General features: G+C 70.7%; 11 protein-coding genes. 2 read left to right on the top strand and 9 right to left on the bottom strand.

Translation table 11 applies throughout. The features are described 5' to 3' along the window. Positions 1–176: 176 nt before the first annotated feature. Positions 177–653, top strand: a complete 477-nt coding sequence (locus CFP71_RS02625) for a hypothetical protein (RefSeq protein ID WP_143267031.1) — start codon at positions 177–179, stop codon at positions 651–653. A 74-nt stretch (positions 654–727) separates the two neighbouring features. Here the strand turns inward: CFP71_RS02625 and CFP71_RS02620 are convergent, their stop codons facing one another. Further along, complete coding sequence (locus CFP71_RS02620; protein ID WP_244199535.1) at positions 728–1,579, bottom strand: alpha/beta fold hydrolase; 852 nt, start codon at positions 1,577–1,579, stop codon at positions 728–730. 99 nt (positions 1,580–1,678) lie between these two features. Between CFP71_RS02620 and CFP71_RS02615 the strand changes: the two genes are divergently transcribed. Beyond that, a complete protein-coding gene (locus tag CFP71_RS02615) occupies positions 1,679–2,110 on the top strand; it encodes a winged helix-turn-helix transcriptional regulator (protein WP_093932216.1) in 432 nt (143 codons plus the stop codon). On the opposite strand, the gene alr is transcribed toward CFP71_RS02615, so the two are convergent. From alr to CFP71_RS02575, 8 genes are read right to left on the bottom strand one after another with little or no spacing between them, the layout of a single operon-like run. Next, entirely contained in the window at positions 2,058–3,173 is a 1,116-nt protein-coding gene (alr, locus tag CFP71_RS02610; protein ID WP_093932215.1) for an alanine racemase, read from the bottom strand. The genes CFP71_RS02615 and alr overlap by 53 nt on opposite strands. After that, positions 3,170–8,020 (bottom strand): non-ribosomal peptide synthetase, encoded by a 4,851-nt coding sequence (locus CFP71_RS02605; RefSeq protein WP_093932214.1) that lies wholly within the window; start codon positions 8,018–8,020, stop codon positions 3,170–3,172. The genes alr and CFP71_RS02605 overlap by 4 nt, the downstream gene beginning before the upstream one ends. Continuing rightward, entirely contained in the window at positions 8,013–8,801 is a 789-nt protein-coding gene (locus CFP71_RS02600) for a hypothetical protein (protein WP_093932213.1), read from the bottom strand. Before CFP71_RS02600 ends, CFP71_RS02605 begins: the two co-directional genes overlap by 8 nt. Beyond that, entirely contained in the window at positions 8,801–9,925 is a 1,125-nt protein-coding gene (locus tag CFP71_RS02595; RefSeq protein WP_093932212.1) for an HAD-IIIC family phosphatase, read from the bottom strand. The genes CFP71_RS02600 and CFP71_RS02595 overlap by 1 nt, the downstream gene beginning before the upstream one ends. Further along, complete coding sequence (locus CFP71_RS02590) at positions 9,916–11,037, bottom strand: acyl-CoA dehydrogenase family protein (protein ID WP_093932211.1); 1,122 nt, start codon at positions 11,035–11,037, stop codon at positions 9,916–9,918. Before CFP71_RS02590 ends, CFP71_RS02595 begins: the two co-directional genes overlap by 10 nt. Continuing rightward, positions 11,030–11,317 (bottom strand): acyl carrier protein, encoded by a 288-nt coding sequence (locus CFP71_RS02585; RefSeq protein ID WP_244199534.1) that lies wholly within the window; start codon positions 11,315–11,317, stop codon positions 11,030–11,032. Before CFP71_RS02585 ends, CFP71_RS02590 begins: the two co-directional genes overlap by 8 nt. Beyond that, positions 11,314–12,177 carry a 3-hydroxyacyl-CoA dehydrogenase family protein gene (locus CFP71_RS02580; RefSeq protein WP_093932210.1) on the bottom strand — a complete coding sequence of 288 codons (864 nt, stop codon included), beginning with the start codon at positions 12,175–12,177 and terminating at the stop codon, positions 11,314–11,316. The genes CFP71_RS02585 and CFP71_RS02580 overlap by 4 nt, the downstream gene beginning before the upstream one ends. Beyond that, the gene (locus CFP71_RS02575; RefSeq protein WP_167405972.1) at positions 12,174–13,424 is read right to left on the bottom strand and encodes an MFS transporter; all 1,251 of its coding nucleotides are present in this window, start codon (positions 13,422–13,424) and stop codon (positions 12,174–12,176) included. The genes CFP71_RS02580 and CFP71_RS02575 overlap by 4 nt, the downstream gene beginning before the upstream one ends. Between the last annotated feature and the right edge of the window lie 92 nt (positions 13,425–13,516).

Here is a 13,516-nt window from a genome sequence, read left to right as displayed (position 1 = left end):
TGACAAATCACCGGGCCTCGGCGGGCGACGATTCGTGAGATGTGACGACGACACGGTCGTTCGCGGAACGGCAGGCTTGCCGTGAAGGCGAAAGCGAGGGAGGCAGTTCCATGAAAAAGAGTCAGCCCGCCAGGATGTTCCGACACGTCCTGGCCTTGTTGGGAGCGTTACTCGCGATGGCCGTGATCACGGCAGGCACGGCTTCGGCCGCGGTGCCACGTGTCGACACCGATGCCGTCCTGAAGGCGGACAGCCGTGCGGCCCTCGGGTCCAACGCCACGAAACAGGTGATATCCCAAAGAACCACGAAGGGCACGGCGGGCGTCGCGGCCACGACCTGCACGGTGAACTACACGGCGCCGGTCAAGGCAGGCGCCTCCGAGGTGGCCGCCAGCTATTCGGTCAACTGCGACCAGGAAGTCACAGGCATCGCCGGCTTCGTCGCGATCTTCCGGATTGGCCAAGCCGCCCCGCTGGGCAACACCTCGGACCAGTTCAATTTCGGGACATTGGGCGGCGGCGAGCAGATCAAGCGGCCGTGTGCCAGCGGCAACCTCTACACCGCGCTGCGTGTGGTGGTCGTCTTCAAGACCGGCGAGCCGAAGATGATCGACCAGACGTTCTTCAGCCCCGTTTCCCGGGTTTCCTGCTGAGCGGCACACCATCGCGAACACCGGCGGGGGCCGCGTCCGACGGGGCGCGGCCTCCGCTGCTCGGTCCCGGACCGTCATACCGCGGTGAAGGGCATCAGCAGGTCGAGCAGTTCCTTCGGCCGGTCGAGCGGGATGATGTGGCCGCAATCGGGGATGAGGTGTCCGGTGAGGTCGGCGGCCACAGGACGCAACTGTCGTTCCAGGGCGTTGCCGACCGGGTGGGCGCCGATCGCCAGGGTGGGCATGACGAGCCCGCCGCGCGCCACGGCGTCGCGGATCTGACGGGCGCTGGCGGGCAGGGCGCGGTAGTAGGAAAAAGCGCAGCGCAGCGCGTCGGATCCGGTGTAGGCGTCGATGAACGCCTTGCGGACCTCCGCGGGCACGCCGCGGCCGAGGGTGCCCATGTGCAGGAACCAGTCGATGTACTGCGCCTCGTGGCCGATCAGGACAGTTTCGGCGAGACCGGGGACGGCGTGGAATCCGAACCACCAGGGTGGGCCGGCGGCGAGGAAGTCCTCGGCGCCGGGCAGCGTCCCCAGCAGCGATTCCATGACCACGAGTCGATGCACCCGGTCCGGTTGCCGTAGCGCGAGCAAGACGGCGGCGGGCACGGCGGCGTCGATGGCGACCACGGCCGCGCTGGATTCGCCCATGGCGTCGAGGATCCCGGCGACGTCTGCGGCCAGGGTGCCCGCGTCGTAACCGTCGGCGGCACGGCTACTGGCCCCGAGCCCGCGCAAGTCCGGGGCGATCACCCGGTGGCGCGTGGCCAGCGGGCCGATGACCTCGCGCCAGAGCTGCCAGGTGTGCGGAAAACCGTGCAGCAGCACGACCGGCGAGCCCGTGCCTGCCGTCGCCACAGTCACGTGGATGCCGTTGGTCGCGATCCGCCTCAGCGTGAGCGGACGGTCGGGTACATCGGGCAAGAGAGTCCTCCAGGTGGTCACCATCGGTTACCATGAAACGGTAGGTAACCCCGACGGTGCTGCCAAGACGGCACCTTGCCGACAGGTGGTGAGGTCCAGGTGACCACTCGAACGGCTCGTGCGACCGGCGCCGCACGAGGTGATCTGTTCTCCCCGACGTGCCCGACCCGCCAACTGCTGGACCGCATCGGCACGAAATGGACGTCGATGGCCATCAAGGTGCTCGCCGACGCCGCGCCGCAAGAGGTGCGGTTCGCCGAGTTGCGGCGGCGGATGCCCGGTGTCTCGCAGAAAATGCTGTCGGTGACCCTCCACAGCCTGACCCGTGACGGTCTGGTCACGCGCAGAGTGGAGCCGACGGTGCCGCCACGGGTGCACTACCGGCTCACCGAATTGGGCCTGTCGCTGGAGATCCCGCTCGCGGCGGTCCGGGCATGGGCGGAACGGCACATGGCCGAGATCGACCGGATCAACGCGATCAACGACGCCCGGCCGGATAGCGACGGGGCAGCCCGGGGGCGATCCTCGTGACAGCCTCGTAAACGGAGGTGCCCGACCATTGAGCGATCTCCTCCGCGGTGATTTCGGTTCCGGCGTCGTCCCTGCCGAGGAGGATCACCTCGTCCCCGACCCGCACGGTGGTGTCGCCACAGTCCACGATGACGTGGCTCATGCCCACGGCACCGGCGATCGGCCTGCGGCTGCCGTGCACGATCACCCGCCCTCGATTGCCCGCGAGCCGGGGAAGGCCGTCGCCGAAACCCACCGGCACCACGGCGAGCGTCGACTCCGTCTCGAGCCGGTAGCGCAATCCGTAGCCGACCCGTTCGCCCTCCCCCACCCGCTGGGTGGCGACGACGCCGCTGCGCCACGACATAGCCGGACGGAACCCGGCGAGCCCGGGCACCGACGGACCGGGACGCAGCCCGTACAGCACCGCGCCCAGCCGCACCATGGTGAAGTGCGTCCCGGTGTCACCCAAAGCGGCGGAACTGTTGGCGGCGTGCACCTGCCGGGGTTCGACACCGGCCGCGCGCAGCCGCTCGACCGTGGCGGCGAACAGCTCCCGCTGAACGCCGAGCTGTGGGTCGCCCGGGTCGTCCGCGGTGGCGAAATGCGTCCACACCCCGGTCACGCGCAGGCCCATGCTCTCGGCCCGCAGCGCCATCGCGACCGCGTGCTCGGGGGCGACACCCAGCCGGTGGAGTCCGGTGTCGATCTTCAGGTGCACGTCCAGCGGCGCGGAGTGCGCCGCCGCGGCCAGCCTGGCGACGCCGTCGGGGCTGGCGATGGTCGGCGTCAGCCCGGCCTCGATCGCCGCGATCTCCTCCCCTGGCGCCGGCTCGGTGAAGACGAGGATCGGCGTCTCGGGCGCGACCGCTCGCAGCGGCAGCGCCTCCTCCAGGAACGCGACACCGAAGCACGCGACACCGGCGGAGTCGAGCGCCTGGGTGACCGCCGTGGCGCCATGTCCGTAGGCGTCGCATTTCACCACGGCCATCACGTCGGCCCCGGACACCAGTTCCTTGGCCGCGGCGAGATTCGAGGTGATCGCGCCGAGGTCGACCTCGACCGTGCTGCGCGGCGGGATCACAGCTTGCTCCTGAGGTGACGGGCCAGCGCGGCGACGCTCGGACTGGCGAACAGCTGACGCAGCGGTACCTCGACGCCGAGGCTGCGGCGTACCCGCACCACGTACTGGGTCGCCAGCAGCGAATGCCCGACCTCGAAGAAGCTCTGGTCGAGACGGGCGGGCGGGCCGCCGAGCACCTCCTCCCACGCGGTGGCGAGCGCGGACTCCACGGGGTCCAGTTCCGCGGCGGACTCGACGGCTTCCACCGCGGGGAACTCGATCTGGCGCAACACGTGCTCGTCCACCTTGCCGTTGGACGTCATCGGGAGGGAATCGGTGATCGCCAGCCGGGCGGGCCGCTGGTGGACGGGCAGCTGTTCGGCCAGGTACGCGGTCAGCTCGCCGATCGTCGGCGCACCGCCCGGAGCGGGCACGACGTGCGCGGCCAGCCAGTCGTCTTCCGGGCGCGGGCCCCGGCAAGCGAGCACCGCCGCCTCCCACACGTCGGGGTGGGCGGTGAGGACGGCCTCGATCTGGGCGGGTTCGACGCGGTGGCCGCGGAGGTTCAGTTGCCGGTCGCGGCGGCCCGCGAGTTCGACCGTGCCGTCCGGCCGGTAGCGCGCCATGTCGCCGGTGCGATAGATCCGATCTTCGGGATCCTGGCCGAACATGTTGGCGGGAAAGGGATCCCCGTCGAGGTAGCGCAGCGCCAGGTTCGGCGACCGCACCACGAGCTCACCCGGCTCGCCGACACCTGCCTGCCGATCCGCGTCCGTGATCACCAGGAGCTGGGCTTCGCCGGTGCCGCGGCCGATCGGCACGTGCGGGCCCGGCGGGCAAGGTGAGGCCACGAAGTGACCGGCGGCCTGCGGGGTCTCCGTCGTGCCGTAGAAGTTCACCGGCACCGCCGAGGGCGCCCACCGCGTCATCGACCGGACCTGGGCCGAGGACAAGGCCTCGCCGCCGAAGAACAGCCACCGCAGCTCCGGGGCCGCGGAGTCGGTCGCGGTGGCGAGCATGGTGCCCAGGGTCGGGGTGAGATGTGCCGAAGTGATCCTGTTCGATCGCAGCCAAGCCGCCAGCTCGGCGGGTTCGCCGCGGGTCTCCTCGGCGGGGAAGTGGACTTCGCCTCCCACGAGCAGGCCGGCGAAGCAGTCACGCAGGATCGGGTCGTGCCCGAGGCCCGACAGCACCGCGAACCGGTCGGCACCGGACAGCCCGAACCGTTCCGCCTGCCACCGCAGGAAGCGGCACAACGGCTGCTGGGCACTCAGTACCCCTTTGGGTTCCGCCGTCGTGCCCGACGTGAAAAGGAGGAAAGCGGCGGCGAGGCCCGCTTCACCGGGAACCCGCCACGGATCGTCCACAGTAGACGGTTCATGCTCCGCCGGGCGGATCGCCGTGACACCGTCGAGTGTCACGGCCGACAGGTTCAGCACGGCGGCGGGCCGGAGCCGGCGCATCCGACGGTCCAGCCACGTCCGCGGGTACGCCGGGTCGAACAACGCCGCCACGGCCCCGACCGACAAGACCGCCAGCACCGACGCGGGCAGCCACGGCGTCCGGGCGCCCAGTATCGCCACGGTGTCACCGCGGCCGACCCCGGCGGACCGCAGCGCTCCGGCGGTCGCGGCGGTCCGTTCGACGAGTTCGCGGTAGGTCCACGTCTCGTCCGGCCCGCGCAGCGCCACCCGATCCGGGTGGGCACGGGCGGCCGCGACCACCTGGCTCACCAGACCCGGCACCGCCTCGGCTCGCATCGGTCGCCGCGGATCCGGCAACAGGCTCCTCATCCCGTCCGTCACCAGCGAAATCCGGGACAGCCGCCGTTCCCCGTCACCGGTGAGCGCGCGCAGCACCGCGAGGTACTGGTCGGCGACCCCGCTCATCCGCTCCGCGCCGAACAGGTCCGCGTTGTAGATGAACTGGCACCGGACCCGGTCGCCGTGCTCCCAGACGTACAGGGCGAGATCCAGCTTGGCGAACGCCTCGTCCCCCTGCTCCCGCCGCCAGCGCGCACCGCCGCTGTCCCATTCGTCCCGGCGCGGCATTATGTGGTTGAAGAGCACTTGGCACAGCGGCGAACGGCTCAGGTCCCGTTCGGGGCGCAGCTCCTCCACCAGCCGTTCGAACGGCAGATCCTGATGGGCGTAGGCCTGCAAGGTCATCTCCCGCACCCTGGCGAGCAGCTCCCCCACCGTCGGTTCGCCCGTCAGGTCGGCCCGCAGCGCGAGCTGGTTGACGAAGAACCCGACAGCCGACTCCGTCTCCGGGCGGTTGCGGCCCGCGATGGGAGTGCCCACCAGGAACCGCTCCTGCCCGGAAAGCCTGCCCAGCAGGAGAAAGAAGCCGGCCAGCATGACCATGAACGGTGTGGCGCCCGCGTCGCGGGCGGTGGCGCGGACCGCGCCGGCCACCTCGGCCGGGAGGTCCTGCCACAGCACCGATCCGCGATAGGACTGCACGGCCGGCCGCTGCCGGTCCGTGGGCAGGTCCAGGATCTGCGGACATCCGGTCAGCGCACGCTTCCAGTAGGCGAGGTGTCCCTCCGCGGCCGGGCCGGTCAGGTGTTCGCGTTGCCAGGCGACGAAATCCAGGTACTGGAACGCGGGCGGGGCGGGTACCGGGACCGGCTCGCCGGTGTGGTGCGCGTAAAGGTCGCTGAGCTCGTCCAGCAGCACGTCCATCGACCAGGCGTCGACGGCGATGTGGTGCACCGTGATCACCAGCAGGCTGTCGCCCGTGCCGAGGCGCAGCAGCAGTGCGCGCACCGGCAGGTCGGCGGCCAGGTCGAAGGGCTCGGTCGTCTCCCGGGTGACCGCGTGCGCCGCCGCGTCGGCGTCCGGCGGCCGGACGACCCGCAGTCGCGCCTCCCGGCCGTCGACCACGCGCTGGCTCGGCTTGCCGTCCTCGCCGCCGAACACGGTACGAAGCGCGTCGTGCCGGGCGACGAGCGCGCCGAAGGCCTCGGCGAGTGCCGTCTCGGACACCGCGCCGGACAGCCGGATGATCGAGGGCACATTGTAGAGCGCGGTGCCCGGCTGGAGTTGTTCCAGGAACCACAATCGTTGCTGGCCCGGGGAAAGCGGCGCCGGACCGACCGCGCCCGCGGCGGCCGTGATGGGCGGCGTGTCCGCCGTGCCGCGTCCCGTCAGCTCCCCGATCACCGGTTCCAGGGACGCCGGGGTGCGGTGATCGAAGATCGCGCGCAGCGGCAGATCCACGCCGAACTCGCGGTTGAGCCTGCCGACGAGCCGGGTCGCGGACAGCGAATGCCCGCCGACGGCGAAGAAGTCCGCGTCCGCCCCCAGCTTCGCGCCGTCCTGGCCGAGCACCTCCGCCCAGACGGCGGTGATCTTCCGCCCCAGTGGTGTTTCGGCCGGACGGCCGGACAGACCGGCCCAGTCCACGGGCGGCAGCGCCTTGCGGTCGAGTTTGCCGTGCGCGGTGACGGGCAGATCGCCGACGACCACGACGGCCATCGGCACCGTGTGCTCGGGAAGCGATTTCGCGACGAAGGCGCGCAAGGACGTGCCGTCCGGCGCGGGGTGGCCGTCGGCGGCGGTCACGTAGCCGACGAGCCGCTGATCGCCGGGGACGTCCTCACTCAGCACGGCGGCCGCCCGGCCCACCGAGTCGTGCGCCAGCAACGCCGACTCGATCTCGCCGAGCTCGACGCGGAAGCCGCGCACCTTGACCTGGTCGTCCGAACGCCCGAGGTACTCCAGCGCGCTATCGGGGCGTGCCCGGACCAGGTCCCCGGTCTGGTACATCCGCTCACCCGGCGCGGCGAACGGGCACGGCACGAACCGGTCGGCGGTCAGCCCCGGTTTGCCGTGATATCCCCACGCCAGCTGGGCGCCCGCGATGTACAGCTCGCCGATCGCACCGGGTTCGACCGGCCGCCGCGCCGGGTCGAGCACGTACAGCCGGGTGTCGCGGACCGGTTCGCCGATGGCGACGGTCTCGGCGTCTTCGGCCGGATCGAAGCGCCGGTGCGATACATCCACCGCGGCTTCGGTGGGACCGTAGAGGTTGTGCAGCTCGGATCGCGGCAGCAGCTCCGTGAACCGGCGTGCCACCGCGGACGGCAGGGCTTCACCACTGCAGAGGACACGACGAAGAGACGTGCATCCGGCCGCGGCGGGATCGCTCAGGAACATCGTCAGCATCGACGGCACGAAATGGGCGGTCGTCACCTCTTCGGTTCGGATGAGACCGGCCAGATACGCCGGATCGCGGTGCCCGCCCGGTTTGGCGACCACCAGCCGGGCCCCGGCCAGCAGCGGCCAGAAGAACTCCCACACCGAGACGTCGAAGGACGCGGGTGTCTTCTGCAGCACGCTGTCGCCCGGCCCGAGCGGATACCGGTCTTGCGCCCACAACAGCCGGTTCACGATGGCCGAATGCGGGACGACGACGCCCTTGGGGCGGCCGGTGGAGCCCGAGGTGTAGATGACGTAGGCCGGGTCGCCCGCGTGCGGTGGCCGGATCGGCTCGCCGCCGTCCTCCTCGTCCGCGGCGGCGAGCCCGCTGACCTCGCTCGCCGTCAGCACCGCGTCGGGCGCGGAATCCTCCAGCAGATAAGCGATGCGTTCGGCCGGGTAGTCGGGATCGACCGGGACGTAGGCCGCCCCGGATCCGGTCACCGCGTGAATCGCGATCACCAGTTCGAGCGACCGGGGGATGGTGAGGGCCACTTTGGACCCCGGTCCGATCCCCCGGCGGGCAAGCGCTTTCGCCACCCGCCGGGCACGCGTGCCGAACTCGCGGTAGGTCAGGACCTCGCCTTCGAAGGCCACCGCGGCGGCGTGCGGCGTCCGCGCGATCTGCTGGTCGATCAAGGAGGCAAGGGTGGCGTCAGACATGGCTCGCCCCCGCCTCGATCATCTCGAACACCAGCTCGCGCACGGCGTCCGCGCCCGGGAGTTCTTCGGCGGACAGCGCGAGCCGCCGGACCGAAAGCGGATCGACCAGCGCGGCGGGGATCTCGCGGTCCCGCGACATCAGGCACCGCACCGCGAGCGCGTCCCCGGCGGGCGCGTGGTGTGCGGTGGCGAGCAGGAAACCGAGCCAGGCTCGGTATCTGGCGACCAGTTCGGTGGTGATGGCGTCCGCGTCCTCGGCGTCCATTTCGTTGTCGGCGGCGAACGCGGTCGCGTCCAGAGCCAGCTGCGACGCCATGCCGCGCAGCGCGGTCCCTGGGTCGCCCTGACAGTCGACGTCTGCCACCGGCGGTTCCGTGCGGCCGAAGGCTCTCCGCCGATCTTCGAACGACCGGGCAACACTCGCGGGCGTCGGCCGGAGCGGGTCCAGCAGGACGACGAGCGGGGCCCGGTCACCGGCCGCGGCCAGCTCCTCCGCGAGGGCGAGGGTCAGCGTCGCGGCGGTGCAGTAGCCGATCACCGCGATCGGTGCGAGCCCGGCCGCCTGCTCGGCGTAACCGCGCGCCATCGCGGGCAGCGACACGTATCCGGACGCGGCGGTCAGGTCACCGAGCGGGTCGATCCGGTGCAGCGCGAAGCCTCTGGTTTCCTTGGCCAGTAAGGAATCGAGGTCACGCCCGAGTTCGACCCCGGTGAAGCTGACCGAGAGCACGTTCGCCCGTGCGCCTCCGGCCACCTGCTCGATCGACGACCGCGCGCTCATCACGATTCCTCCCCCATCCGGTTGCCCGGCAACGGTTCCCAGTCCACCGGCGCGCCGGTGGCGACGGCCAGTCGCGGCGCGACGACCCGCATCGTGGGCGGTGGCTGCTGCCGCGAAGGCACCAGATGGAACATGACGGCCGCTTCGTCTTCCGAACGCAGATCCGCGTGACACGGGCAGCCGTCCTCGGCGAAGCCCGCGAACCGATAGGCGATCTCCATCACGCGATTGCGGTCCGTGGCGCGGAAATCCGCGACGAGGTGCACACCGGCGGCGGCGGTCTGGTCGGCGAGCCAGCGCAGGATCACCGCGCCTACGCCGAAGGAGACGACCCGGCACGAAGTCGCCAGCAATTTGAGCCGCCACACGCGTTCGGACTTCTCCAGCAGGAGTACGCCGATCGCGCCGTGTGAGCCGAAGCGATCCGTGAGTGTCGCGACGAGGACTTCGTGACCGGGATCGTCGACCAGCCCGCGCAGGACCTCGTCCGGATAGTGCACGCCCGTGGCGTTCATCTGGCTCGTCCGCAGGGTCAGCTCCGCCACCCGCGCCAGCTCCCGCTCTCCGGCCCGGTCGACGCGCAGCACCATGTCCAGCGAGCGCAGGAACTGCTCGTCCGGTCCCTGGAACGCGGCCCGCCCGGCGTCGCGCCGGACGTTCGCCTGATACATCCGCCGCCGCTGCCGCGAGTCCGCGGTCACCGACGCCGGGGTGAACTCCGGCCGGTCGAGGAGGGTTTCGGCCTCTTCCGCCGCGTACAGCCGGACGTCGGGCAGGTGGAAGCGCACCTCGGCCCGTTCGGCGGGCTGATCGTCGATGAACGCCAACGTCTCGTGGGCGAAGCCGAGTTCGTCCGCGATCGCGCGTACCGAGTCGGATTTGCGTCCCCAGCCGATCTTCGGCGCCACGAAGTACTCCGCGATACCCAGCTCCTCCAGCCGCGGCCAGGCGTGCTCGTGATCGTTGCGGCTGGCGATGGAGTTCAGGATGCCCCTGGCGTCCAGTCCGACGATGACGTCACGGATCTCCCCGGACAGCCGGATCTCCCCCGCTTCGAGGAGAATCCCTTGCCACAGTGTCTGATCGAGGTCCCAGACCAGGCACTTCACCGTGCTCACGCCCATGCCGTCACCGCCTGCTCGGCCAGGATGAGTTCACAGATCTCGTTGCTTCCTTCGATGATCTCCATCAGCTTCGCGTCGCGGTACGCCCTGGCCACCACCGAGCCGTCCCGCGCGCCGGCCGAGGCCAGCACCTGCGTCGCCCGCGCCGCGCCGTCGGCGGCACGGCGCGCGGCCACGTGCTTGGCGAGCACCGCCGATGTGACCAGGTCCGGGGTGCGCTCGTCCCAGTGCCCGCTGGCTTGACGGCAGATCAGGGTCGCCACCTGTTCGTCCACCATGAGGTCGGCCAGGTGACGGGCGACGAGCTGATGCCCGGCAAGGGGTTTGCCGAACTGACGTCTGGTCGCCGCGTGCCGGCACGCGGCGGCGAGGCACGCCCGCAGGATGCCCACGCAGCCCCATGCGACGGAGAGCCTGCCGTAGGTCAGCGCCGAGGTGACCAGCATCCCCAGCGGCTGCCCCGCCCCGCCGAGCACGCTGCCGCGCGGCAGCCGGACGGAGTCCAGCCGGATGTCGGCATGACCGGCGGCCCGGCAGCCCAGTGGGTCGGGCCGCCGCTCGGTCCGCACTCCGGGCGTGTGGGACGGCACGACCACCGCGGCGGCACCGTCGGCGTAGCGGCCGAACACCAGGATCAGATCCGCGTACGCCGCGGCAGTGGTCCAGACCTTCTCGCCCTCGATGACCACGTCGTCCCCGTCGGGCCGGATCCGGGTGGTCATCGCGGACAGGTCGCTGCCCGCGTCCGGCTCGCTGAACGCCACACAGGCCAAGGCACCCGAGGTGAGCCGCGGCAGCCATTCGGCTCGCTGCGCGTCATCGCCCAGCCGGGCGACGCACCACGCCGCGATGCCCTGGGAGGTCATGACACTGCGCAAGGACGAACACCGGCTGCCCACCTCCGCCGTGAGTTCGCCGCAGTTCAGGCTGTCCATGCCCAGTCCGCCGTACTCCTGGGGCACTTGCGGGCAGAGGACGCCCTCGGCTCCCATCCGGAGCAGCACGTCGGCCGGGAGCTTCCCCTCGACGTCCCAGTCTCCCGCCGAATCCCCGACGAGAGCGGCGGCCAGCTCACGGGCGGCCGTCCACCGCGCGTCCACCGCCTCAGTCATCGCTTGCCCCGCCGAGCCGCACCAGCAAGGCGACCATCGCGTCGACCGAGCGGAAGTTGTCCAGCCGCAGATCGTCACCGGCGACCGTCACGCCGAACTCGCGTTCCAGGTGGACGACCAGTTGCAAGGCGAACAGCGACGAGATCAGTCCTGCCGAGAACAGGTCCTGCGCCGGGTCGACGGTGGTCTTCGTGCTCGCTTCGAGGAATCCGGTCAGGCTCCGCCGTGCCAGGTCGGCGGGTCGCGTGCCGGGCGTCTGAGGGTCGATGGCGTGGCTCACGGTGTGCTCCGATACTCGAAGAATCCCGACCCCGTCTTGCGGCCGAGGTGACCTGCTCGCACTTTGTCGAGCAAAAGGGAACTCGGTCGGTAGCCGGGGTCGTCGGTACGCGACGCCAGCACGGTGAGCGAGTCCACGACGTTGTCCAGCCCGATCAGATCGGCGGTGGCCAAGGGGCCGGTGGTGTGGCCGAGGCAGCCGGTGAACAACGCGTCGACCGCCTCGGGCGTGGCTTTGCCTTCGTCGACCACCCGGGCGGCCTCGTTGATCATCCGTTGCAGGATCCGGTTGATCACGAACCCCGGCCCGTCCGCCACCACCACGTACTCGCGGTCGAGCGCGGTCAGGAACGCGCCCACCGCGGCGAGCGCCGCCTCACCGGTGCGCCGTCCGCGCACGACCTCCACGGTGCGGATGAAGTACGGCGGGTTCATGAAGTGAGCACCGACGAGGTCCTCGGGCCTGCCGACGGAGCCGGCGAGTTCGTCGACGGGGATGGCCGAGGTGTTGGTGATCAGCAGAGTGCCCGGCCGCACCGCCTCGGACGCCGCGGCGAGCGCCCGCGCCTTCGGCTCGATGCGTTCGGTGACCGCCTCCACGACCACGGTCGCGCGGTCCAAGCCCTCGACCGAGGTCGCCGTCTCGATCGTTCCCGCGGTGACGTCGCGCGGCAACGCGCCCATGAGCTGGGCGAGGCGGAGCTGATCCGGGACGGTCGCGAGGGCGCCTGTCAGCTGCCCGGGATCGGTGTCCACGAGAAGCACCGGATGGCCGCGTCCCGCGGCGAGGGTGGCGATTCCCCGGCCCATCACCCCGGCGCCCAGAATGGCGACGCGTCCGGCGTCGGTCGTGTCGGTCATGATTTGCCCGCCTCCGTGAGATCGGTGTGCCGTAACGGCGAGAACCAGGCGACGGCCGGCGCGATCGCCAGTCCGACGCAGCCGATCGCGATCCCCGCGTACAGGCCGAAAACGCTCGTCGACACGCCGCCCATCACGGCGCCCAGCGGACGAAGGCCGCTGCCGACCCAGCGGTGCGCGGCGGTGATCCTCGAACGCAGACCGTCCGGGGATTCGTGCTGCCGCAAGGTCCGCGAGGTGACGTTGTAACAGACGGTGGAGAAGATCGCGAGACACTGCGCGGCGCAGGTGAGCACCTGGCCGGCGAGCCCGGGGCTCAGCAGCAGCACCACCGCTTCGCAAGGCCCGCCGAAGAAGACCGCCGCCACCAACAGCTTTCCGGTACCCAAGGCCGAATGCAGTCGTTTCACCAGCAGTGAGCCCAGAATGCCGCCGAGTCCGGCGATGCCCATGACGAGGCCGTACGCCGCGGGAGACCAGTGCAGCGCACCGACCAGGTACACCACCAGCACGGCCTGGATCCAAAAGATGAAGAAGTTGTCGACCGAGTTGACGATCATCAGGACGCGCAGGACCACGTTGCGCCCGACGAACCGCAGCCCCTCGGCGATGTCCTTGCGCAGGGTCGCGCGTTCCACGGGACCGTCCGGACGCTGCTCCCGTGAGCTGATCCGGGTCAGCGTGAACGCGCTGTAGAAACTCGCCAGCACGCCGAGGCCGAGCGTCACCGGCGCGCCGAGCCTCCCCACGAGGAACCCGGCGATCATCGGACCCGTGGTCGTGGCGGCGGAATCGGCCAGCGACAGCTTCGCGTTGGCGTCGATCAGCTGCGCGTTCGTGACCAGATGCGGGGTCAGCGACAGATGCGCGACCTGGGACACGATCCCGAAACCGGTCGACACGAACCCGGTGACGCACAACGTCGGGATCGACAGCGCGCCGCTCCACCACAGCAACGGCACCGCCAGGATCGCGACGCCCTGACCGACGTCCGCCCACATCATGATCCTGCGTTTGTCGACCCGGTCCACGACGGCGCCGATGGGCAGGGTCAGCAGGAGCGCGGGGAGCATCGAGGACGCGGACACGATCGACGCGGCCAGGCCGTTCGCGTGCAAAGTGACCACGGCGACCAGGCCCATCGCGACCGGGACGACCGCCGTGCCCATCATCGCCACGGCCTGCCCGGCGAAATACGTCCGGAAATTCCGCTGCCGCAACAGGGAAGTCTCTTGCGCTACCGTCACACCGGTCCTTTCACCCATGGAATCCCCGCCCTGTCATGCCTTAAAGTCGGGCCGAGACAGCTTGTCCCACTCCGACCGGAAGCGGTGAGCGC

Source organism: Amycolatopsis thailandensis (genome assembly GCF_002234405.1).
Classification (GTDB): Bacteria; Actinomycetota; Actinomycetes; order Mycobacteriales; family Pseudonocardiaceae; genus Amycolatopsis; species Amycolatopsis thailandensis.
The sequence above is the reverse complement of the archived record's forward strand: the minus strand, read 5'-3'. Positions and strand labels throughout refer to the sequence as shown.